This window comes from Streptomyces sp. NPDC085932, from assembly GCF_044540525.1.
GTDB classification, from domain to species: domain Bacteria; phylum Actinomycetota; class Actinomycetes; order Streptomycetales; family Streptomycetaceae; genus Streptomyces; species Streptomyces levis.
On sequence record NZ_JBITSJ010000004.1, the window covers coordinates 187,789 to 210,590 of the forward strand.

Annotated in this window: 20 protein-coding genes; 1 reads left to right on the forward strand and 19 read right to left on the reverse strand. The window is 74.4% G+C overall.

Annotated elements, in window-relative coordinates; all coding sequences use genetic code 11:
* Positions 1-316: 316 nt before the first annotated feature.
* From ACIGAQ_RS21135 to ACIGAQ_RS21225, 19 genes are all read right to left on the reverse strand, one after another.
* Complete coding sequence (locus tag ACIGAQ_RS21135) at positions 317-1,537, reverse strand: cytochrome P450 (RefSeq protein WP_399784932.1); 1,221 nt, start codon at positions 1,535-1,537, stop codon at positions 317-319.
* Between the two features lie 52 nt (positions 1,538-1,589).
* A complete protein-coding gene (locus ACIGAQ_RS21140) occupies positions 1,590-2,255 on the reverse strand; it encodes a response regulator transcription factor (protein WP_311678040.1) in 666 nt (221 codons plus the stop codon).
* The gene (locus ACIGAQ_RS21145) at positions 2,252-3,589 is read right to left on the reverse strand and encodes a histidine kinase (protein ID WP_311678042.1); all 1,338 of its coding nucleotides are present in this window, start codon (positions 3,587-3,589) and stop codon (positions 2,252-2,254) included. Before ACIGAQ_RS21145 ends, ACIGAQ_RS21140 begins: the two co-directional genes overlap by 4 nt.
* A gap of 113 nt (positions 3,590-3,702) precedes the next feature.
* Positions 3,703-4,386, reverse strand: coding sequence for a response regulator transcription factor (locus ACIGAQ_RS21150; RefSeq protein ID WP_362276406.1), 684 nt, complete (start codon positions 4,384-4,386; stop codon positions 3,703-3,705).
* Positions 4,383-5,795, reverse strand: coding sequence for a sensor histidine kinase (locus ACIGAQ_RS21155; RefSeq protein ID WP_399784937.1), 1,413 nt, complete (start codon positions 5,793-5,795; stop codon positions 4,383-4,385). The genes ACIGAQ_RS21150 and ACIGAQ_RS21155 overlap by 4 nt, the downstream gene beginning before the upstream one ends.
* Positions 5,788-6,996: an acyltransferase gene (locus tag ACIGAQ_RS21160; RefSeq protein ID WP_311678045.1), complete on the reverse strand. Its 1,209-nt coding sequence runs from the start codon at positions 6,994-6,996 to the stop codon at positions 5,788-5,790. The genes ACIGAQ_RS21155 and ACIGAQ_RS21160 overlap by 8 nt, the downstream gene beginning before the upstream one ends.
* A complete protein-coding gene (locus ACIGAQ_RS21165) occupies positions 6,989-7,921 on the reverse strand; it encodes an alpha/beta hydrolase (RefSeq protein ID WP_399784942.1) in 933 nt (310 codons plus the stop codon). The genes ACIGAQ_RS21160 and ACIGAQ_RS21165 overlap by 8 nt, the downstream gene beginning before the upstream one ends.
* A 565-nt stretch (positions 7,922-8,486) precedes the next feature.
* A complete protein-coding gene (locus tag ACIGAQ_RS21170) occupies positions 8,487-9,353 on the reverse strand; it encodes an alpha/beta hydrolase (RefSeq protein WP_399784944.1) in 867 nt (288 codons plus the stop codon).
* Between the two features lie 255 nt (positions 9,354-9,608).
* Positions 9,609-10,793 (reverse strand): kynureninase, encoded by a 1,185-nt coding sequence (gene kynU, locus ACIGAQ_RS21175; RefSeq protein ID WP_399784947.1) that lies wholly within the window; start codon positions 10,791-10,793, stop codon positions 9,609-9,611.
* Positions 10,786-11,616 (reverse strand): tryptophan 2,3-dioxygenase family protein, encoded by an 831-nt coding sequence (locus ACIGAQ_RS21180; RefSeq protein WP_362276392.1) that lies wholly within the window; start codon positions 11,614-11,616, stop codon positions 10,786-10,788. Before ACIGAQ_RS21180 ends, kynU begins: the two co-directional genes overlap by 8 nt.
* Before the next feature lie 148 nt (positions 11,617-11,764).
* Positions 11,765-12,178, reverse strand: coding sequence for a DUF3151 domain-containing protein (locus ACIGAQ_RS21185; protein ID WP_311678053.1), 414 nt, complete (start codon positions 12,176-12,178; stop codon positions 11,765-11,767).
* 455 nt (positions 12,179-12,633) lie between these two features.
* Positions 12,634-14,100 carry an MFS transporter gene (locus ACIGAQ_RS21190; protein WP_399784951.1) on the reverse strand — a complete coding sequence of 489 codons (1,467 nt, stop codon included), beginning with the start codon at positions 14,098-14,100 and terminating at the stop codon, positions 12,634-12,636.
* 87 nt (positions 14,101-14,187) lie between these two features.
* Positions 14,188-15,210, reverse strand: coding sequence for a class II fructose-bisphosphate aldolase (fbaA, locus tag ACIGAQ_RS21195; RefSeq protein ID WP_309096337.1), 1,023 nt, complete (start codon positions 15,208-15,210; stop codon positions 14,188-14,190).
* A gap of 147 nt (positions 15,211-15,357) precedes the next feature.
* Positions 15,358-15,906: an orotate phosphoribosyltransferase gene (gene pyrE / locus ACIGAQ_RS21200; RefSeq protein WP_399784954.1), complete on the reverse strand. Its 549-nt coding sequence runs from the start codon at positions 15,904-15,906 to the stop codon at positions 15,358-15,360.
* 10 nt (positions 15,907-15,916) lie between these two features.
* Positions 15,917-16,705 (reverse strand): aldose 1-epimerase, encoded by a 789-nt coding sequence (locus ACIGAQ_RS21205; protein ID WP_362276384.1) that lies wholly within the window; start codon positions 16,703-16,705, stop codon positions 15,917-15,919.
* Between the two features lie 116 nt (positions 16,706-16,821).
* Positions 16,822-17,766 carry an SRPBCC domain-containing protein gene (locus ACIGAQ_RS21210; RefSeq protein ID WP_399784957.1) on the reverse strand — a complete coding sequence of 315 codons (945 nt, stop codon included), beginning with the start codon at positions 17,764-17,766 and terminating at the stop codon, positions 16,822-16,824.
* Positions 17,767-18,236: 470 nt separating this feature from the next.
* A complete protein-coding gene (locus ACIGAQ_RS21215; RefSeq protein ID WP_399784960.1) occupies positions 18,237-19,895 on the reverse strand; it encodes a polyamine aminopropyltransferase in 1,659 nt (552 codons plus the stop codon).
* 168 nt (positions 19,896-20,063) lie between these two features.
* Positions 20,064-20,591 (reverse strand): DUF2617 family protein, encoded by a 528-nt coding sequence (locus ACIGAQ_RS21220; protein ID WP_311678062.1) that lies wholly within the window; start codon positions 20,589-20,591, stop codon positions 20,064-20,066.
* A 581-nt stretch (positions 20,592-21,172) separates the two neighbouring features.
* A complete protein-coding gene (locus tag ACIGAQ_RS21225) occupies positions 21,173-21,466 on the reverse strand; it encodes a hypothetical protein (RefSeq protein ID WP_311678063.1) in 294 nt (97 codons plus the stop codon).
* Positions 21,467-21,594: 128 nt separating this feature from the next.
* Between ACIGAQ_RS21225 and ACIGAQ_RS21230 the strand changes: the two genes are divergently transcribed.
* A complete protein-coding gene (locus ACIGAQ_RS21230) occupies positions 21,595-22,794 on the forward strand; it encodes a pyridoxal phosphate-dependent aminotransferase (protein WP_311678064.1) in 1,200 nt (399 codons plus the stop codon).
* Positions 22,795-22,802 lie beyond the last annotated feature (8 nt).

Sequence of the window (22,802 nt, forward strand, 5' to 3'; positions counted from 1 at the left end):
GGCTCGCCGAATCGGCTGGGCCGGCTCGGCTCGCCGAAATCGGCTGGCCGGGCGTGGCTGGGTCCGCTCAGCCCGCTCGGCCCGTCCCTCGGCCCACTCGGCCCGCTGGGGCTGCGGGCCTGCCATGCCCCGCGGTCCGCGGGGTCCGCGGGGTCCGCCGGATCCGCCGGGTCCGCGGGGTCCGCCGGGGCCGCCGGGGCCGTTCTCAGGATGCTGGGCCCGTTCGGCCCGTTCGGCCCGTTCGGCCGCTCGGCATGCTCGGCATGCTCGGCCCACTCAGCAAACTCGGCCCGCCCTCGTGACAGCCTGACCGCGGTCAGCCCACCTCGACGCTCAGCCCCTCCAACCCCCTGATCACGAAGTTCGGTTTGCGGTCCGGCTCGGTGGCGAGCCGGAGGGTCGGTGCCTTCTCCAGCAGCGCCTCCATCGACGCCGCCAGCTCGATCCGGGCCAGGGGCGCGCCGATGCAGTAGTGGATGCCGGCGCTGAAGGAGATGTGCGGGTTGTCGGCCCGGGCGAGGTCGAGGCGGCCCGGGTCGGCGAAGACCTCCGGGTCGTGGTTGGCCGAACCGAAGAGCAGGGCGATCTCCGCTCCGCGCGGGATCGTCGTGCCGCCGATCTCGATCTCCTCCAGCACCCAGCGCTCGAAGAGCTGCAGCGGGGTGTCGTAGCGCATCAGCTCCTCGATCGCGGAGGGGACGAGCGAGTGGTCGGCGCGCAGTCGCTCCAGCTGGGCGGGGTTGCGGAAGAGGGCGTACCAGCCGTTGACCGTGGCGTTCACCGTCGCCTCGTGGCCGGCGTTGAGCAGCAGGACGCAGGTGGAGATCATCTCCTGCTCGGTGAGCCGGTCGCCCTCGTCGTGGGCCGCGATCAGGCCCGAGACGAGGTCCTCGCCCGGCTCCTTGCGGCGGGCCGCGATCAGCTCGCGCAGATAGTCGGAGAACTCCACCGACGCCCGGACCGCCCGCGCCGCCGTCTCCTGCGACGGGTTCAGCTCGTACATCCCGCAGATTTCCGCCGACCAGGGGCGCAGCGGCGCCCGGTCGGACTCGGGGATGCCGAGCATCTCCGCGATCACCGCCACCGGCAGGGGCTCGGCGACGTCCTTCAGCAGGTCCCCGCCGCCCCGCTCGACCAGGGCCGCGGCGAGCTCGTCGGCCAGGCCCCGCACATACGGCTTCAGCCGCTCCACCGTGCGCGGCGTGAACGCCTTCGACACCAGGCGGCGGATGCGCGTGTGGTCCGGCGGCTCCAGATCGAGCATCCCGTGGTCGTTGAGCGTGTGGAACGGCTCGTGCTCCGGCGGGGGCGGGGTGCGGCCGAACTCCTCGTGCGTGAAGCGGTGCTGGTACGTCCGGCCGAGGCGCCGGTCGCGCAGCAGCGCCGAGACGTCCGCGTGGTGCGGGACCAGCCACTGGCCGGTGGGCTCGAACCAGTGCACGCGGCCCTGGGCACGCAGCTCGGCGTAGGCGGGGTACGGGTCGGCGAGGAAGGCCGGGTCCCACGGGTCGAAGCCGAGATCGGAAGCAGCTGCCATGAACGGACGCTAGCCCGGCCCACCCCACTCTGACCAGGGGCGCCACCCCGCGTCACCCCGGCGTCACCAGCCGTGCCTCGTAGGCGAACACCGCGGCCTGCGTGCGGTCCCGCAGGCCCAGCTTCACCAGGATCCGGCTGACGTGCGTCTTGATCGTCGACTCGGCCACCACCAGCCGCCCGGCGATCTCCGAGTTCGACAGGCCCTGCGCGATCAGCACGAGCACCTCGGTCTCCCGCTCGGTGAGGTCGCCGTAGGCCGCCTGCGCGGAGGGCAGCAGGCGCGGTCTCTCGGAGAGCTTGGAGAACTCGGTGATCAGACGCCGGGTCACCGAGGGGGCCAGCAGCGCCTCCCCCGAGGCCACGACCCGCACCCCGTCCGCGAGCTGCCGGGCCGAGGCGTCCTTGAGGAGGAAGCCGGAGGCGCCCGCGCGCAGCGCCTGGTAGACGTACTCGTCGAGATCGAAGGTGGTCAGCACCAGCACCTTCGCCGCGCCGTCGGCGGCGACGATCTCCCGGGTCGCCTCGATGCCGTTCAGCTCGGGCATGCGGATGTCCATGAGCACGACGTCCGGGGCGAGCTCGCGGACCTTGGCGACGGCTTCCCGGCCGTTCACCGCCTCGCCGACGACCTCGATGTCCGGCATCGCGTTCAGCAGGACCGAGAAGCCCTCGCGCACCATCATCTGGTCGTCCGCGATCAGGACGCGGATGGTCATGCCGCACCCTCGTCCGGCAGGGCGACCGGCAGGAACACCGTCACCTCGTAGCCTCCGTCGTCCGTGCCGCCCGCCGTCATCTCGCCGCTCAGCATCGCCACCCGCTCCCGCATGCCGGTGATGCCGTGCCCGGCACCGGGCGAGGGCTTGATCAGGCTCGGGTTCGGCGGCGGGCCGTTGACGACGCGCAGCCCCAGGCCGCCGAGCACGTACCCGATCTCCACGCGGGCGGACGCGCCCGGGGCGTGCCGCAGGCTGTTGCTCAGCGCTTCCTGCACGATCCGGTACGCCGACAGCTCCACGCCCTGCGGCAGCTCGCGCACCGCCCCGGTCACGACCTTCTCCACGCTCAGCCCGGCGTCACGCACATTGGCCAGCAGCCCGTCCAGGTCGGCGAGGGTGGGCTGCGGGGCGTCCGGCGCCTCGTAGTCCTCGGCGCGGACGACACCGAGGACGCGGCGCAGCTCGGTCAGCGCCGCGACCGCGTTCTCCCGGATCGTGGCGAACGCCTTCTCCAGCTCCGGCGGCGGGTTCTCCACCCGGTAGGGGGCGGCCTCCGCCTGGATCGCGACGACCGACATGTGATGGGCCACCACGTCGTGCAGCTCGCGGGCGATCGTGGTGCGCTCCTCCAGCAGCGTGCGCCGGGACCGCTCGTGCGCGGTGACCGTCTGCTGGGCGGTGACCTCCTGCTCGGCGTCGCGCCGGACGTGCCAGACGGTGACGGCGAGGAGGACGAAGGCGGAGACGACCAGCATGGGGCCCGTGTTCGTGCCGTACCGGCCGCCCGCGCTGAACAGCGTCTCCGTGAGGACGCCGTAGAGGGCGGTCAGCGCCCACATCCAGGCGGCCGTGCGCGGCCTGGTGCGGATGGCCACGATCGTCAGCACCGTGAGGTGGCAGGCGAAGCTGCCCGGCAGCCACGGCCAGTCCCCCCAGGCGTCGCCGAACGGTATCGCGAGCGGGGTGGCCGCAAGGGACAGCCAGAACGCCCCGATCGGCCGGACCATGGTCAGCAGGATCGGGATCACGGCGAGCAGCCCGAGCGCCAGGGCCACGCCCTGGTCGACCGTGGCGATGGCCAGGGTGAGCAGGGCGATCACGCAGATCACCGCATGCGGGGTCCAGGCCGCGTACTCGCGCAGGCGCCCGGGCAGCCGCCTGGTCAGCGGGCCGTCGACGCGCATGCGCGGCAGCAGGCGGTAGGCGAACGCGTCGTGTATCAGGTCCTGCCGCAGTCCGCGCAGGGCGTCCGCGGCCAGCCGGAACTCCGGGCTGCGCGGCTTGGCCCCGTCCCCCGGCGGCGTGGTCTGCAGGTGAGTCGTCTCGGTCACGTACAGAACGGTAGGCGCCGGCCGGGGTCGTGGTCGTCCCCAGTGAGAGGGGTTCCCCGGCGTCCCTCTCAGGTACTACGGGGCCCGGGCACGTCAGCGCCCGTCCGTCCCCGTCAGTACCCCGACGGCCGCACCAGGCCCGACTCGTAGGCGAACACCGCCGCCTGTGTCCGGTCCCTGAGGCCCAGCTTCACCAGGATCCGGCCCACGTGCGTCTTCACCGTCTGCTCCGCCACGAACAGGTGCCGGGCGATCTCCGCGTTGGACAGGCCCTGCGCGATCAGGGCGAGCACCTCCGTCTCCCGTTCGGTGAGGTCGCCGACGCGCTCCTTCAGCGGGGCGCGGGGCCTGCCGTCGAGCCGGGAGAACTCGGCGATCAGCTTGCGCGTGATCACCGGGGCGAGCAGGGCCTCCCCGGCCGCCACCACCCGGACCGCCTCGGCGAGCTGCTCCGAGGAGGCGTCCTTGAGCAGGAACCCGGAGGCCCCGGCGCGCAGCGCGTCGTACACGTACTCGTCGAGGTCGAAGGTGGTCAGCACCAGCACCCGGATGTCCGGGTGCGCGGCGGTGATGCGCTCGGTGGCCTCGATGCCGCCGACGCCGGGCATGCGGATGTCCATGAGGACGACGTCCGGAGCGGTCTCGGCGGCCTTGGCGACGGCCTCCTCGCCGTCCCGGGCCTCGCCGACGACCTCTATGTCGGGCTGGGTGCCGAGCAGCACGGTGAAACCCTGCCGGACCATGCCCTGGTCGTCGACGATGAGGACCCGGATGGGGTCGCCGGTGCCGCTCGTCATGGGGTCCTTCCCTCGCGGTCGGTGATGCGGTCGGTGACGCGGCCGGTGCCGCGGTCCGCGCTGCGGTCGGTGCCCGGGGCGTCGGCGGGCGGGGTGTCCGGGAGGAAGGCGGTGACCTTGAAGCCGTCCCAGTGCCACGGATGGGCCGTCATGGTGCCGCCCAGCATCGCCACGCGCTCGCGCATGCCGAGCAGCCCGTGCCCCGCACCGGTCGACGGCGGCGGGGGCGCGACGGGCCGGCCGTTGACCACCTCCACTTCCAGGCCGTCCGCCTCGTAGGTGAGCCGGACGGTGATGCGCGCGCCGGGCGCGTGCCGCAGGGCGTTGCTGAGCGCCTCCTGCACGATCCGGTACGCCGACAACTCCACCCCGGGCGGCAGGGGACGGCGCTCGCCGTTGATCTCCGTGAGGACCTCGCGGCCGGCGGCCCGGGTGTTCTCCACCAGCGCGTCGAGCCGGTCGAGCGTGGGCTGCGGGGTGTGCGCGCCGGCCGTGTCGCCGGGGGCGGCGGACTCCCCCGGGCCGGGGTGCTCCGAGCGGAGCACGCCCAGCACGCGGCGCAGCTCGGTCAGCGCCTCCAGCGCGTTCTGCCGGATGCCGGCGAGGTTCTCCTTGAGCTCGTCGGGCGGGTCCTGCACGAGGTGCGGGGCGACCTGCGCCTGGATGGAGATGACCGACATGTGGTGGGCGACCACGTCGTGCAGCTCCCGGGCGATGCGGCTGCGCTCCTCCAGCAGCGTGCGGCGGGTGCGCTCCTCGGCGGTGAGCGTGGTCTGCTCGACGAGCTGCGCGCGGGCCTCGCGGCGGCCGCGCAGGGCGGTGCCGACTATCACCACGACGGTGAACAGGGAGAGGGCGAGCACACCGGTGGTGTCGTACGGTGCGGCGCGCCGCAGGCTCTCCGACACGTAGGTGAGCAGCGCGGTCAGGGCCAGGGCCGCCGTCGCGGCGCGGGTGGGGACCCGCAGCGCGAGCAGCAGCAGCACGAACATCTCGGCGATCAGACCGGCCGCGGTCCACGGCCAGGTGTACGTCTCCGGGTCGTCGAACCCGAGCCGGCCGCGCACCGCCACGGCGCCCACCAGGAAGGCGCCCAGGGACAGCCACCACGCCGGCACCGGCCGCCACAGGCCCAGGACCATGGCGCCGCCCTGGGTGCCCGCGATCAGCAGGGCCGAACCCGCGGCGAGTTGGCCGTTGTCGGTCATGTCGCCGGCGCCGCCGACGGTCACCCCGAACGCCGCCAGGCACACGATCCCGTGCGGCAGCCAGCGCAGCCAGGTGGAGGGCGGCAGCGGATCCACCCGGGCGGTCCACAGGTCTCCGCGCAGCACGCGCAGCCATCCCGTGACGCGCGCTCGCAGCACGCGGCCCACCCCCGTGTCCCTCACCCGGCCCAGCCTAGACATGACGCGCCGCCGTCGTCGTCCCCCGGTCGGACGGGCGGTGCTCGCGCACCACCCGCGACCGGCGGTCCCGGCCCCCGCCCCGCTCGAAGGAACGGAAGGCGGCCCAGCAGACCGCCAGGGCCACGGCGAACACGGGCAGCCACAGCAGCCGGGCCCCGACCCAGCCCAGACCGTCGGGCGGGGTGTGCAGCCCGGGGAGCCGGCCCGCGAGGAGGCCGGTGGCGGTCGTGGCCATCAGGGCCGTCTGGTGCCAGAGGAAGACCGTCATCGCCGAGAGATTGACGAGGGCCACCGCCGCCCAGGCCACGGGCCGGCGCATCGCCCGCCGCAGCCGCTCGCGCAGCAGCAGGGCGAGCCCGCACTGGGCCAGGCCGAACGTGACGACGGCCAGCGTCGGCGGGTCCAGGTTGGACACGCCCTCGCCCGGCACGCCCACCATCGACGCGGGGTAGCCCGCCCAGGCCACGAGCGCCGCGGTCGCCGCCGCCCCCGCCGTGAGCAGGATCCAGCCTGCGCGCGGGCGTTCCAGTTCGCCCCGTGTCCAGGCGGCGCCCAGCGTGTACGGCACGAGCCAGCCCGCGATCACGTTCACCCAGCCCAGCCAGGCGGGACCGCCGAGGCCGAAGCGGAGCAGGTCCACGTGGAGGACGACGGCCAGCGGCCACAACGGGCTGAGCCGGGCCAGCAGCGGGGTCGCCGCCGTGAGGACGGCGAACACCACCAGGAACCACAGCGGGGACAGGGCCAGCTTCACCAGCGTGCGGACCGTGCCGAACTCCACGCCCGACAGCAGCAGCGCCGTCGCGGCGACCGTCCACAGGCCGAGGACGGCCAGGACCGGCCGGCCCAGCCGCGTCAGCCGGCCCGTCAGCCAACCGCGGTACGGCACACCCCGGGCGCGGGCCGAGGCGTATCCGCGGGTGGCGACGTGTCCGCCGACCAGGAAGAACACGGCGAGCGTCTGGAACATCCAGGAGATGGGCGCGAACCAGGGCATGTGCCGCAAAGGGCTGGCCGTGCGCAGGGTGCCGCTGTCGGCGACCAGGGCCGTCACCAGCCAGTGCCCGAGCACGACGCCGAGGACGGCGGCGGCCCGCAGGGCGTCCACGGCCCGGTCGCGGCCGGGCGGGGTGGCCGCGCCGACCCGCTGCGCACCGCGTCGCAGCCGGCCCCGGACGTCTCGTACGCGGAGGTCAGTCATGGGTCACCGCCTTCGTCTCGCCCAGGACGATCCGGGCCAGGTTGGTCAGGGAGGTCGAGCCGGGCCGGAAGTAGTCGCTGTGGCCGCCGTCGCCGGCCGCGAAGACGCGGGCGCCGAAGGCCGGGGAGACGGGGTCGGTGCCGAAGCCGACGGTGGTGCCGAACAGGTCCGCGCTGAGGTGCGGGACGTTCTCCACCCAGTCGTCGCCGCCCCGGGCCGCCCAGACGCGGGCCCGCGTGCGCAGGGCAGCCGCGGAGCCGGCGCCGGTGCCGGGGCTGCCGACGAACGCGATGTCGTCGACGGCGAGCCCGGAGGCGGCCCGTGCGCAGACGACCGAGCCGTAGGAGTGGCACAGCAGCGCCACGCGCGTCCCTGCGCCGGCGACGGCCCGCAGCCGGGCCACGAGGGCGCGCAGGTGCGGGGCGGCCTCGTCCGCCCGGCCGGTGGTGGTGACCGTCGTGCTGACCGTGCCGGGCGTCTCGTAGCCCAGCCAGGCGACGACCGCGGTGCGCGGGCCCGCCGGGGCCTGCCGTGCGAGCCGTGCGTGCAGGGCGGCGGCCGCCGCGTGGAACCGGCCGTAGGTGTCGATGCCGGTGTCGGAGCCGGGGACCAGGACGGCGACGCGGTCGGCCCGGGCGAGGTCGCCCAGGACCTCCGTCACGCGGCCGGAGCCGCGGCCGTCGAACGCGAGCAACTGCCGGTCGGGGGCGGCCAGTTCGCGGTCCGCTGCGGCCCGGTCCCGGTCGTGGTGGGCGGCGGCCATGCGGGCCGCCTCGGCGGCGTTGGCCCGGTTGGCGGCGTAGGCCTCGTCGAGGGTCGAGGCGTCCAGCGGGGCGAGGACGGCGGGGGCCGGTGCGGGGATCTCCGGCCGCACGGCGGCGGACAGCGGCAGCACCACCGCGGCCGCGACGAGGGCGGCGAGCACGGCCCGACGCCACCGACCGGCACGGGAAGACCGCCCGCCCCTGCCACGAGGCCCCTTCGCCGCGCGCCCTACGGCATCACCGCGACGGGCCTGCGCCGCGCACCCCGCGGCGTGGTCCTGAGCCTCGGTTGCGCCACGACAGCCCGCCCTCGCCGCACACCCCACGGCGTGGTCCCGGCGGGCCTCCCCCGCGCGTCCCCCGGCGGCGCCACGACAGGCCTTCGCCACACATCCCACGGCAGGTCCACGGCAGTTCGCCGCGCACCCCACGGCGGCGCCACGACAGCCCCTCGCCGCGTGCCCCTCGGGATCGTCGCGGTCGGTCCTCGCCGCGTGCCCCTCGGGATCGTCGCGGTCGGTCCTCGCCGCGTGCCCCTCGGGATCGGCATGCCGGGCCCTCGCTGCGGATCCCACGGTTCTCCCCCTCCACCGCACCCGGCCATCGGGTCTGCGTGGAAGGGAAGTTACGGAGCGCGAGCCGTCGTCCGCGTCCCGCCGGGGAACTCACCTGCGGGGTAGCTCTCAAGTACTAGGGGTATGACCGGGGGCCGCCGTGGCAGGCCCGCTACCAGGCCAGTTGTGCGATCTCCTCGGCCACCACCGCGCACGCGTCCGCCGCCGGGTCGATGAGCGGGAAGTGCCCCACGTCCTCCAGCAGCGTCACACCCACCATCTCCCCGGCCTTCGCCGCCGCGTCCGCGTACGACTCGGCGACCATCTGCGGCACGTCGCGGTCGGCGCGGCCCTGCACGAGGGTCGTGGCGATGCCGGTCGGCAGCAGCAGCGCCGGGTCCGTCAGCGCCTGCCGCTCGGCGAAGTGCTCGTCGCCGCCCAGCAGTTGACGTACCGCACCGTCGCAGACGTCCAGCTTGTCGGCGACCGCGAAGTCCGCGATCGGGGCCAGGGCGACCACGCCGCGCAGGGTCGCCGAGCCACCGCCGCGCCAGGGCGAGCCGGCCGGCAGGACGTGCCGGGCGGCGCCCCACAGCGCGAGGTGCCCGCCCGCCGAGTGGCCGGTGAGGACCGTACGGCGCGGATCGGCCTGCGGCAGGAACTCGCCCACGAGCGCCGGGAGGGCGTCCAGCGCTGCGGCGACGTCGTCGAACGTGTCGGGCCAGCGGCCCGCGACGGAGGTGTCGTCGCCGCCGCGCCGGTACTCGACGTTGGCCACGGCGAACCCGCGCCGGGCCAGGAACCCGGCGAAGGGGCTGATGTGGCGGCGGTCGTACGGGCCTCGCCAGGCACCGCCGTGCAACACGGCCACCACCGGGGCGGGGCCGCCCGGGCCGCCCTGCGCGCGGGGCACGTAGAAGTCGATCACCTGGTCGGGGTGGTCACCGTAGGCCGCGGTGGCGTCGGGGTCGACGGGCGCGTGGGAGAAGGCCGACTTCTCCTCGGCAGCGGCCCGTGCAGCTGCGGCGTCGTCCGTCATGCTCCAACCTCTCAGCGATGTAACGTACGCGGCGGACCAGGGGAGTTCAGCCGTTGGCCGGGACGGTACCAGGCCCGTGACATGCGGGGACACGGGGATGTCACGCTGGGTGAGGTGCGGCCGGTGCCGTCGTCACGGCACCGGCGGGCCGGGAGCGCCCGGCGCGCCCGGCCCGGCCGCGACCCGGCCGAGGCACCTCCGCTCAGCCCGTGTTCCGGTTCAGCCCAGCGTCCCGGCTCAGCCCAGCATCCCGGCTCAGTCCAGCGTCCCGGCCAGCACCCGCGCGGCCCGCTCCACGTCGGCGAAGCCCACGTACAGCGGCGTGAACCCGAAACGCAGTACGTCCGGCGCCCGGAAGTCGCCGACGACACCCTGCGCGATCAGCCGTTTCATCACGTCACCGGCGTCGTCGCAGCGCAGGGCGATCTGGCTGCCCCGCTCCGCGTGCGCCACCGGCGTCAGGCACTCGACCCGGCCCTCGGGCACGTATGCCGCCACGCACTCCAGGAAGAAGTCCGTCAGGGCGAGGGACTTGGCCCGCACGGCCTCCACCGGGACGCCGTCCCACACCTCGAGGGCCGCCTCCAGGGCGAGCATGGAGAGGATGTCCGGCGTGCCGACCCGGCCGCGCAGGGCGCCGGCGGCGGGTGCGTAGCCGGTGCGCATCCCGAAGGGCTCGGCGTGGGAGTTCCAGCCCGGCAGCGGGGAGTCGAAACGGTCCTGCAGCTCCCGCCGCACGTACAGGTACGCCGGCGAACCCGGCCCGCCGTTCAGGTACTTGTAGGTGCAGCCGACCGCCAGGTCCACGCCGTGCTCGTCCAGCCCCACCGGCAGCGCGCCCGCGCTGTGGCACAGGTCCCAGACGACGTACGCGCCCGCCTCGTGCACCGTGTCCGTCAGGCCCGGCAGGTCGTGCAGCCGGCCGGTGCGGTAGTCCACGTGGTTGAGCAGGACGGCGGCGGTACGGCCGCCCAGCGCGTCCGGCACGTCGGCCGGGGCCACGGGCCGCAGCGCGCAGCCGGTCATCCGCGCGGCGGACTCGGCGATGTACCCGTCGGTCGGGAAGGTCGTGGCGTCGACGACGATCTCGTCACGCCCCTCCCCGGCCATCCGCACCGCGCCCACGAGGGCCTTGAAGACGTTGACGCTCGTGGAGTCCCCGACCACGATCTGCCCGGCCGCGGCCCCGACCAGCGGGGCGATCCGGTCGCCGATCCGCTCGGGCGCCGTCCACCAGCCGCTCTCCTCCCACGACCGGATGCGCAGCTCGCCCCACTGGCGGCGGACGACGTCCGCCACCCGCCCGGGGACGACGGCCGGCAGCGCGCCGAGGGAGTTGCCGTCGAGGTAGACGACGTCGTCGGTGACGAACTCCGCCCGCTTGCCGGCCAGTTCGTCGGCGGCGTCCAGCTTCTCCGCGCGCACGTTCAGCTCAGACATACGACCGCGCCGTCCACAGCTCGGGGAAGACGTTCTTCTGCGCGCGCTTCTCCAGCCAGGCCACCCCGGCGGAGCCACCCGTGCCGGTCTTGGCGCCCATCGCGCGGCGGGTGGCGACCAGGTGGTCGTTGCGCCAGCGCCACACCAGCTCGGCGACATCGCTCAGCGCCTCGCCGAGGCGGGCGACCTCGTCCTGCTCGTCGCCCGAGTACACGGCCGTCCAGGCGGCCTCCACCTCGGGCGAGGGCTCGTAGCGCCGGGCGACGTCGCGCCGCAGCACCGACTCGGGGATGTCGTACCCGCGCCGCGCGAGCAGCCGCACGACCTCGTCGTACAGGCTCGGCTCGTGCAGCGCCTTCTCCAGTTCGGCGTGCACGCGCGGGGAGCCGCGGTGCGGGACGAGCATGGACGCCGACTTGTCGCCGAGCAGGAACTCCATCCGCCGGTACATCGCCGACTGGAAGCCGGAGCCCTCGCCGAGGGCGCCGCGGTACGAGTTGAACTGGGCCGGCGTGAGCTGGCCGAGCGGCTTCCAGGAGGCGTTGAGCGCCTCCAGTTCCCGTACGGACCTCTTCAGCGCGGCGACGGCGGTGGGGACGTCGTCGCCCCGCAGCGCGTGCGCCGCCGTCTCCCACTCGTGGACGATGACGGTGAACCACAGCTCCATCACCTGGGTCGTCACCAGGAAGACCATCTCTCCGGGGTCGTCGGAGAGGGTGTGCTGGAGGTGCGTGAGCACGTCCGCCTTGACGTAGTCCTCGTACGGCGTCGTGCCGTGGAAGTCGAGATGCGGGGTCTCGGGCTCGTGAGCCTCGTGGGACATCGCTGTCTCCTGCAGATAACTCCGGGTAGCGGTCCGCCCCTGCCGATGCCGGCACGGGGGCCCCGGTCCCCATCCGCATCCTGCGGTCTCGCTTCCCCGACCGCAAGGCCCGCCCGCCGGACGGGACGGGCCTCACGTGCGCGGACGGTCAGCCGAGGACCTGTGCGGCCGTCGGCGAGGAGTCCTTCAGGAACTGCGAGCAGCGCTCGTACTCCTCCTGCTCGCCGATCGCCCGGGCGGCACGGGCGAGGGCGTGCAGGGCGCGCAGGAAGCCGCGGTTCGGCTCGTGCTCCCACGGCACCGGGCCGTGGCCCTTCCAGCCGTTGCGGCGCAGCGCGTCCAGGCCGCGGTGGTAGCCCGTACGGGCGTACGCGTAGGACTCCACGGCCGCGCCGCGCTCGAACGCCTCGTCGGCGAGCTGCGCCCAGGCGAGCGAGGAGGTGGGGTGCGCGGCGGCGACGTCGGCGGGCGCCGCGCCCGACGCGAGCATTTCCCGGGGCCCGGGGTCGTCGGGGAGGTGGGTCGGGGGCGGGCCCCCGAGGAGGTTCTCGTGAATGGACATGAGGACAAGTCTGCGCCATCCGCATCCGCGGCGGGCAGCCGTCCCCGGTTGCGCGCAGCCGGTCGACGAGGACCTCTTCGAGATCCACCGCTGCACCGACGCAGCCACCGCCGGCGCCCCGGGCCTCGGCACCCCGCACGCCCCCCGGCCTGCGCGACGCTCGGGCCCGACACCGTCCCGCATCCCCGCCCGCGCAACGCCCAGTCCCGACACCCGCCCGGCATCCCCGGTCGCACGACGCCCCAGGCCCGGCCTCCCGCCCCGCATTCCCGGTCGCACGACGCCCCGGCCCGCCACGCCGCACGGACTTCCCGCGACTCCGGCCTCACCGCCCCGCACAGCCACCCCGCGACCCCGGCCTCGCCGCCCCGCACAACCACCCCGCGACCCCGGCCTCACCACCCCGCACAATCACCCCGCTCGCGGCACGGGGCTCCGCGTTCTGCCCGGCGCGCTCAGGACAACCGCTTGCGCACCGGCTCCCCCTCCAGCGGCGGTGCCGTGACACCGCCGTGCCGCAGACACTCCGGCCGCTTGCACCCCGGCGGAGGCCGGCGCACCACCGCGGCCGCCACCACCGCGCCCACGACCAGCGCCCCGGCACACCACACCATGGCCCGGCCGAACGCCGTGTCGAAGGCCGCCGGCTCCCGGTACGCCTCCTCCCCCATCCCCGCCAGCAGCGGCAGCGCCGCCACCGCCACCAGCCCCGCCGCCCGGGCCGCCGCGTTGTTGATCCCGCTGGCCAGTCCCGCCCGGGCCACGTCCACCGACCCCAGCACGGTCGCCGTCAGCGGCGCCACCAGCGTGACCATGCCCAGCCCGAGCACCAGCAGCGCCGGCAGCACGTCGGCCGGGTAGGACGCGCCCGGCCCGACCCGCAGCATCAGCAGCATCCCGGCCGCGCACAGCAGCGGTCCCACCGTCAGCGGCAGGCGCGGCCCGACCCGGTCGGCCAGTTCCCCGGAGCGCGCGGACAGCAGCAGCATCAGTACGGTCGTGGGCAGCAGCGCCGTACCGGCCGCGAGGGCCGAGTAGCCCACGACCACCTGGAGCTGGAGCGCGGCGAGGAAGAAGAAACCGCCGAGGGCGGCGTACACGCACAGCGTGACGAGGTTGACGGCCGTGAACTGCCGGGAGGCGAAGAGCTCCAGCGGCATCATCGGCTCGGCCCGCCGCCGCTCCACGACCACGAAGGCGACGGCCGCGGCCACCCCGGCCGCCGCCGAGATGACCGCCACGGCGCCGTCCTCCCCGGCCGCGATCAGCCCGTACGTCACCAGGGCCAGCGCCACCGCGCCCAGCACCGCCCCGAGCACGTCGAACCGCCCGTGCGCCCGCCCGTCGCCGGACTCGGGCACGTGCCGCAGCGCGACCGGCACGCACAGCGCCGCGAGCGGCACGTTCAGCAGGAACACCCACCGCCATCCCGGCCCGTCCACCAGCCAGCCCCCGACGAACGGGCCGACCGCCGCCCCGATCCCGCCGAAGCCGGACCAGAGGCCCACGGCCCGCCCCCGGTCGTCGGGATGGAAGGACGCCTGGATCAGCGCCAGCGACCCGGGCGTCAGCAGCGCACCGCCCACCCCTTGCAGGGCGCGCGCGGCGATGAGCACCTCCGCGTTCGGCGCGATCCCGCACAGCAGGGACGCCACCGCGAACCACACCACTCCGACGACGAAGACCTTCCGCCGCCCGAACCGGTCCCCGAGCGCACCACCCAGCAGGATCAGCCCGGCCAGCGTGACCATGTACGCGTTGACCGTCCACTGCAGGGCGGCCAGGTCCGCGTCGAGGTCACGGCCGATGCGCGGCAGGGCGACGTTGACGACGGTCGAGTCCAGCAGCGCCATGGAGGAGCCGAGGACGGTGGTGAGCAGGATCCACTTGCCCTGCGGTGAGGCCAGCCGGACGTCGGGCATGCAGGGAGCATACGGAAGAGCCCGGCACCTGAGCAGGTGCCGGGCTCCACGCGAGCGAACCGGGGCGAACCCGACCCGGACCAGGACTTACTTGATCTTCGTGCCGGTCGAGCGCAGGTGGCCGCAGGCCTCGACGACGCGCGCGGCCATGGAGGCCTCGGCGAGCTTGCCCCAGGTGCGCGGGTCGTAGGTCTTCTTGTTGCCGACCTCGCCGTCGACCTTCAGGACGCCGTCGTAGTTGCGGAACATGTGGTCCGCGACCGGGCGCGTGAACGCGTACTGGGTGTCCGTGTCGATGTTCATCTTCACGACGCCGTTCTCCAGCGCGGTGCGGATCTCCTCCTCCGTGGAGCCGGAGCCGCCGTGGAAGACGAAGTCGAACGGGGAGCCCTTGCCGAACTTGGCGGCGACGCCCTCGTTCAGCTCCTTCAGCAGCTCGGGGCGGAGGACGACGTTGCCCGGCTTGTACACGCCGTGCACGTTGCCGAAGGACGCGGCGAGCAGGTAGCGGCCCTTCTCGCCCAGGCCGAGGGCCTCGGCGGTGCGGATCGCGTCGTCGACCGTGGTGTAGAGGGAGTCGTTGATCTCGTGGGAGACGCCGTCCTCCTCGCCACCGGTCGGGGTGATCTCCACCTCGAGGATGATCTTCGCGGCGCGGGCCTGCTCCAGCAGCTCCTGCGCGATCGAGAGGTTGTCGGCGAGGGTCTCGGCGGAGCCGTCCCACATGTGCGACTGGAACAGCGGGGAGAGACCGGCGTCGACGCGCTTCTTGGACAGGGCCAGCAGCGGGCGTACGTACCCGTCGAGCTTGTCCTTCGGGCAGTGGTCCGTGTGCAGCGCGATGTTCACCGGGTACTTCTCGGCGACGATGTGCGCGAACTCGGCCAGGGCGACCGCGCCGGTCACCATGTCCTTGCTGTACTGACCGCCCAGGAACTCGGCGCCACCCGTGGAGATCTGGACGATGCCGTCGCTCTCCGCCTCAGCGAAACCGCGCAGGGCCGCGTGCAGGGTCTGGGTGGAGGTCACGTTGATGGCCGGGTAGGCGAACTTTCCTGCCTTCGCCCGGTCCAGCATCTCGTTGTAGACCTCGGGAGTTGCGATGGGCATGCGTCCGCTCCTTGTATCTGCGGGTTGACGTACTGCTGTGTCTAACGGCCCTGACCTAGACCTTGGGGTGCGACGTCATCGTCGGCCCCATCTTTCCAGACTTGGCCGGAAGGTCCAGGCCACGTCCACGCCCTGGTCGGCCCTCGGTCAGTCGAGGCCCAGCTCGTCCTTGGAGAAGGCGAACAGGTACGGCACCCCGGCCCCCTCCTGGATCTTCTCGGCGGCGCCGGTCGCCCGGTCGACGATGGTCGCCACGGCGACGACCTCGGCCCCGGCCTCGCGCACGGCCTCGACGGCGGTGAGCGGGGAACCGCCGGTGGTGGAGGTGTCCTCGACGACCAGCACCCGGCGGCCGGCGATGTCCGGGCCCTCGACGCGCCGCTGCAGCCCGTGCGCCTTGGCGGCCTTGCGCACGACGAAGGCGTCCAGGCGCTTCCCGCGGACGGCGGCCGCGTGCAGCATCGCGGCGGCGACCGGGTCGGCGCCCATGGTCAGGCCGCCGACGGCGTCGAACTCCAGGTCCGCGGTCAGGTCCAGCAGCACCTGGCCGACCAGCGGAGCGGCCTCCCCGTCGAGGGTGATGCGCCTGAGGTCGACGTAGTAGTCGGCCTCCAGACCCGACGACAGAGTCACCTTGCCGTGCACCACGGCCTTGTCCTTGATCTGCTGCAGCAGCGCGCCGCGCGTGTCCGTCATGGCGCCCAGCTTAGAGGCGGCGCCAGCTCCAGGTGGTGGTGGCCTCCAGCGGCTCCAGGGGCGTGACCAGGCGCGGCATGGTGTTCAGGCCGTTGGGCGGGCCGGTCTGCGGCTCCACGCACACGGCCTCGCGCTGCTCGTCGTAGACGACCACCCACTCCTCGCGGCTGGTCACCTTCAGCTCCAGCTGCCCCGGCCAGGTGAGGGTCACGTCGACGCCGCCGGGCATGCCGAAGCAGTCGTCCCAGGGACCGGGCTCGGGGTCGAGGCGGTTGCCGGTGGGCAGATGGTCGTCGCCGCGCTCCTCCTGCCAGGCGGGGTCGAAGTCGAGGTGCACGTCCTCGCCGCCGAGGTTCCGGTTGAACCAGGGATGCCAGCCGATCTGCGCCGGGAAGGACGACTCGTACGTCTCCACGGACATGGTCAGCGTCAGGGCGTCCTCGGTCAGCGCGACGATCTGCGTGACGCGGCCCGGGTGCGGCCAGGGGGCGACCAGCTCGTAGGTGAGGACGGCCTCGTCCGTGCTCGTGCGGGCGGTGCGCCAGGCGTGCTCGCGGACGGTGCCGTGGATGGCGTGGGGCGGGGCGTTCAGCGGCATCTGCCGTACGACGGCGCCGTCCAGGAACCGGCCGTCCCGGATCCGTCCGCACCAGGGCACCATCGGGAAGCAGCCGAACCGCTCGCCCTGCCGGAGCAGTTCCACGCCGCCGATCCGCAGCCCTCCGACCCGGCCGCCGTTGCCCGGCTGCACGGTCACCTCCGCGTCACCCGCGGTCAGCGTGATGTCTTCGTCACTCACGGGACGACCCTACTGGGGTGATCAAGAGGGCCTTCCGTGTCCGAGCTGTCGGGTGGCCGAGAGGGCTCCGTGTCGGACCGCGCGCCGGGGCCGTGGCAGGGCCGTGGCGAGGCTGCTCAACGGCGCCGGCGCAGGGCCCGGACCGCGACGATCGCCGAGGCCACGGCGAGGGCGGCGGCGGGGACCGCCCAGCGCAGCGGGCCCGGGGGCGCGACGGTCTGGGGCGCGGGCACGGGGGCGTAGCGGCCGCGGGGCGGGGCGTGGTCGACCTCCTCGGCGCTGCGGCCGATCATGGTCCGCCGCGCGTGGGCCGCCTCGGCGACGTCCTCGTCGGCCTCGTCGTCGTCCTCGTCGGCCGCGTCGTCCTCGTCGCCGGCGTCGCGCTCGTTCACGGGGTCGAGCGGGGAGGGCGGAACGCCGGTCCCGAAGCCGGGGCGGGGCCCTTCCGTCAGGCCGGACTCGGGGCCGGGTGCCCGTCCGGCGCCCTTCTCCTCACCGCTGCCGGCCGCGCCGCCGCCCGTCGGGGGCGGCGGCTCGTCGGCGCCGGGGGTCGTCTCGTGGTCCGCCGTGGCCCGGGGCTCGGCGTCCTGCGGGGCCGGCGGTGTGGTCGTCCCGGGGGCCGGTGGCCCGGTCGTCTCCGGGGCCGCCTGACCGAGGTGTTCCGCGAAACGGTTCAGCAGCCGGGTGACCGCGCCCTCCACCGCGTCCGCGGGCAGGTCCCTGATGCGGCCGTCCGCCGTGGCCGTGGCGTCGAACAGGACGGTGCAGCCGTCCTCGGCCTCGCGCAGCGCGATCCGCAGCGCGAGCGTGACCGAGCCGCTGCCGCGCGACTCCTGCGCCGATCCCTCGACGCCGTACGTGTCGGTGCCCCGCCGGGATACCCGTACGGCACCGCGGTAGGTGACGGAGTGGCTGCCGACCCGGATCTTCAGCCGCCCGGCGACGGGCTCGGCACCGGCGTCCTGCTGGAGCCCGGGCACCGCCCGGGCGACCCGCGCGGGGTCGTCCAGCACCTCCCTGAGCCGCTCGGCCGGAACCGGAACGAACACCTCGTGCTCCATGTCGACGGACTCTACCCAGCCATGGCCGCATCGCACCCGCCCCTGGTGAATTCACCCCCGATCCGCCCCCGCCAGGCGTACCCTCCGACCCGCCGGAACCCGCCGGTCCGCCGGAACCCGCCCCTGTCCGGGTGGAGCCCGTCCCCTCCCCCGGAAGCGCCGCGGTCCACCGGAGCCCGCCCCGGACCCCGAAGGCGCCGCCGCGGTCCACCGGAGCCCCCCCCCGGTCCCCCGAAGGCGCCGCGGTCCACCGATCCATCCCAGACCCCAGAAGCGCCGCGGTCCACCGACCCACCCCGGACCCCCAGAAAACGCCGCGGTCCCCCGAAGGCGCCGGAGCCCGCCCCGGTCCCTCCTCCCCCGAAAGCGACTCGGCCTTCCGGAAGCGCCGCGGTCCCCCAGAGTCCGACTCGCGCCCCCCAAACCCCCTCGGTCCGCTGGAAGCGCCGCGTCCCAACGGGCGCGGGCGGTCAGTACCGCGGATGCACCAGCGTCGAGGCCGGCAGCCCGGGGATCCGCGTGGCGCGCGCCGCCCGTTCGCCCGCCGCGAGGGACGCGTCCGTGAGGACGAGGGGACGCGGCCCGTCCGCGTCGAGCCGCGGCCGGGGCCGCTTGTCGGCGGCGGCCAGGACGAAACCCCAGTCCCGGGGCGCCCGGGAGCGTTCGGCGGGCGTACGGTCGGGCCCGACCGCGAATCCGGCGTGCCGCCCGCCGGCCCGGTAGGGGGCGGTGCCGAGACCGGCCGCGCGCAGGGTCGACTCCACCGTCCAGTACACGCGCGGGCTGGACTCCACGGGCCCGGCGTGCACCACGACCCGGCCGCCCGGGGCCAGCACGCGCCGCGCCAGGCCGTAGAACTCCTGCGAGTACAGCTTCGCGCTGGCCGTGATGCCCGGGTCGGGCAGATCCGAGACGACCACGTCGTACACCGCCGGGGGCGCGCCCCGCAGCCAGCCGAAGGCGTCGCCGATCGTCACGTGCACGCGCGGGTCGCCGAACGCGTGCCGGTTCAGCGCGGACAGGCCCGGGTCGGTGCGGGCCAGCCGGACGACCTCCGCGTCGAGTTCGACGACGTCGACCCGGTCCACCCCGGGATGGCGCAGCACCTCGCGGGCCGCGAGTCCGTCCCCGCCGCCGAGGATCAGCACGCGCGCGTGCGGCCCGGCCATGGCGGGGTGGACCAGGGCCTCGTGATAGCGCCGTTCGTCCCGCCCGCTGACCCGCAGGCGCCCGTCCAGGAAGACGTCCAGGGGCCGGCCCCGCGTCCCGCCCTTGAGGACGACCTCCTGCACGTCGCTCTGCAGCGCCACCCGGACGTCCCCGCCGTACACGGCGTGCCGCGCGGCCCGTTCGAAGTCGTCGACGAGGACGGCGGCCGAGGCGAGGACCGCCAGCACGCACACGTTGCCGAGCAGCAGCAGCCACCGCGCCCTGCGGGACAGATCGCGGCGGAACAGCCCGAGCACCAGCGCGCCGCCGACGACCGCGTTGACCGCGCCGGTGAGCAGCGCGCCCGTCAACTGCCCGAAGAACGGCAGCAGCAGGAACGGGAAGGCGAGTCCGCCCACCAGCGCGCCCACGTAGTCCGCGGCGAACAGGTCGGCCACCGCGCCGCCGGCGTCCTGGCGGCGGACGCGCTGGATCAGCTCCATCAGCAGCGGGACCTCGGCCCCGATGAGCAGCCCGGTGGCGAGGGAGAAGGCGACCAGCACGCAGCGCGGTCCGTCGGCCCACACGCCGCCCCAGTCGCCCGTCCAGGCGAAGACGGCGTACAGGGCCATCGCGCTGCACCCGCCGACCAGGGCGAGGGTGGCCTCGACGGCGCCGAAGCCGGCCGCGGCGCGGGGGCGCAGCCGCTTCGCGGCGAGGGAGCCGAGGCCCATCGCGAAGACCATGACGGACAGCACGACGGATGCCTGGGTGACCGAGTCGCCCATCAAGTACGCGGCGAGTGCGACGAGTTCCAGTTCGTACACGAGTCCGCAGGCCGCGCAGACGAACACGCCCGCGAGGACCAGGAACCGTCCGGTGCCGGGCCGGACGGGCAGCGGCGCCGGCCCGGTGGGGCCGCCCCGGGCGCTCCGGTGCGGCGGGGAACCGGGCTTGGCGGGCGCGTGCGGCTCGATCACGCTGCGACGTTACGTCACGCCTCGACTGCGGTTCGTCACCCACACGTGTGGTGCTGGTTTACACGTGGCCGATGCCGGTACGAGATCGGATTGAGCACCGCAACCGCTCACTTGGGGCCGGTTCGGTCGTGGCCGGTCCGGCCGGGCCCGGTTCACCTGAGGTCCGGATCAGTTGACGGAGGCCGTCGCCGGGACGCGCACGCCCACCTTCGTCCGGGTCGCCACCAACTGCCCGTCCTGCGGGTACGCGTGCCAGGTGCGCCAGTGCACCTGCCCCTCGTGGTGCTGGGCGAGCAGGGCCGTGAAGGCGTGCGGGCTGCCGGGGAAGACGCCGGCGAGACCGTGCGGATGGTCGGAGACCAGGGCCAGCAACTCCTGGGCGCGGCCCGCGAAGGAGCCCGGCGAGAGGACTTCGACCCGGGCCGCGAACTCGTACTCCCAGTCGTCCACCCGCTTGGCGACGCCGAGCGGGAGCGGCGTGCTGCTGCCCGGGATGCACGCCACCGTCTCGGAGCAGATGCCTCCCGCCTCCTCCAGCAGCACCTGGTGGGACGCGCCGAGGAGGCGCAACTGCAGTTTCACGCCCGTCAGTTCGAGGTCGAGGGTGGCCAGTGCGGGAAGCGGCTCGCGCCCCAGGGCCCAGGCGAGATCGGCTGCGCGCGTATCGGTGTAGGAGGTGTTCAGGGTCGTGAGCATGGATCGGCTCCGCAAGCACACAAGGAGAGGGAGGTGGGTCCGCCGCACCCCGGTCGCACCGGGAGATTCGGCCCGGATCAGCCCGGTCGGCCGGTTTCGGGGAGGTGTCCGCCAGACGTCCGAGAGGCTGCGTTGGTGATGGAGAGGGAATCATGAACTGTGGCGCCGCCACAGCGTTTTTACCCAAGTTCGTAGGGTTTCCATCCCTCAGAGGGCTCCACAGCTCAACTGTTCAACTACGGCGTGCGCCGGTGCCGGGGAGGCGTGCGCCGGTGCGCCCCGGCTCGCGCCCGGCACCGGCCCGGACCACCGTCGCGGCGCGCGCCGGATTGCCGAAGTCACCTGTTGACGGCCGCAGTTGCCGGAGTCACGACGGAACGGCGCTCCGCCCGGGTCGTCTTGTCCTACAGGCACGCGAATGTGCCCGAACACACGCGATTCGGTGCGACATCCGTACGACGGGTCCTCCGTACGGGAACCCCGGACAGCGGAACGCGGGGCCCGCCCCAGGTGCGGACCCCGCGCGCGGTGGTTGCGGCTTCCCCGTCGGGTGAGCGGCCGGCCCGGGTCGGTTCCCCGGGTCAGCTGCCCCCGCCGCCGCAGCCACCGCCCCCGCCGCAGGACGACCCGCCTCCGCAGGACGAGCCGCCGCCGCAGGAGCTTCCCCCGTGGTGGCTGTCGCCGCCGGACGAGCCGGAGTCGCCCCCGCCCGCCCACCAGCTCGCGCTGCCGCTGTCGCTGGACGACCTGCTGGACGCCCGCGCCCCGCTCCGCGTCGTCCCCACGGGACGGCGGGAACCGCCCCTGCGGGCGAGCGACACCAGCGCCCCCACGAACAGGACCCCGATCACCGCCAGGATGATGCCGAAGACCATGGCGCCACCCTCCTTCCGTTTCCCCCGAAGCGGCCCCCCGTGGGCGCCTCGCTCTAGCGTGACCGGGAGATTCCCGACCCCCGACCGCGCCAAAGCAGAGTTGAGGAACTCCAGAGCTTCGGCGCAGGATGAGCCGCATGACCTCCAGTGCGCGCCCCCTCCTCAACCGCCGGCTCGCCGAGTTCGGGACGACGATCTTCGCCGAGATGTCGGCCCTGGCCCTGAGCACCGGGGCCATCAACCTCGGGCAGGGCTTCCCCGACACCGACGGCCCCGAGGAGGTCAGGGAGGCGGCCGTACGGGCACTGCGGGACGGCCGCGGCAACCAGTACCCGCCGGGCCCGGGCGTGCCCGAGCTGCGCACCGCGATCGCCGCCCACCAGCAGCGCCGCTACGGACTGTCCTGGAACCCCGACACGGAGGTCCTGGTCACGGCCGGCGCCACCGAGGCCATCGCCGCCGCCCTGCTGGCACTGGTGGAGCCCGGCGACGAGGTGGTCGCCCTGGAGCCGTACTACGACTCCTACGCGGCGTGTGTCGCGATGGCGGGCGGGCGCCGGGTGCCGGTGACGCTGCGCGCCGACGTCGAGGAGGGCCGTTTCCGGCTGGACCTGGACGAGCTGCGGGACGCCGTCACCGACCGCACCCGCCTGCTGCTGATCAACACGCCGCACAACCCGACCGGCACGGTCCTCACCCGGGCGGAGCTGGCCGCGATCGCCGAGCTGGCGGTGGAGCGGGACCTGCTGGTGGTGACGGACGAGGTGTACGAGCACCTGGTCTTCGACGACGCGGAGCACGTGCCGCTGGCGACCCTCCCGGGGATGCGCGAACGCACGGTCACCATCTCCAGCAGCGGGAAGACGTTCTCGTTCACCGGCTGGAAGGTCGGCTGGGTGACGGCCGCCCCGGAGCTGATCACGGCGGTCCGCTCGGCGAAGCAGTACCTCACGTACGTCTCGGCGGGGCCCTTCCAGTACGCCGTCGCGGAGGCGCTCGCCCTGCCGGAGTCGTACTTCACGGACTTCCGCGCCGACATGCTGGCCAAGCGGAACCTGCTGGCGGCGGGCCTGCAGGACGCCGGGTTCCGGGTCTTCCGCCCCTCGGGCACGTACTTCGTCACCACCGACATCCGCCCGCTCGGGGAGAGCGACGGCACGGCCTTCTGCCGCGCCCTGCCGGAACGCGCGGGCGTCGTGGCCATCCCCAACGCGGTCTTCTACGACCACCGCGCGGAGGGCGCCCCGTTCGTGCGCTTCGCCTTCTGCAAGCGGACGGCGGTCCTGGAGGAGGCGGTGCGACGGCTCAAGGGCGTGGCGAGCGCCTGAGGAACGGA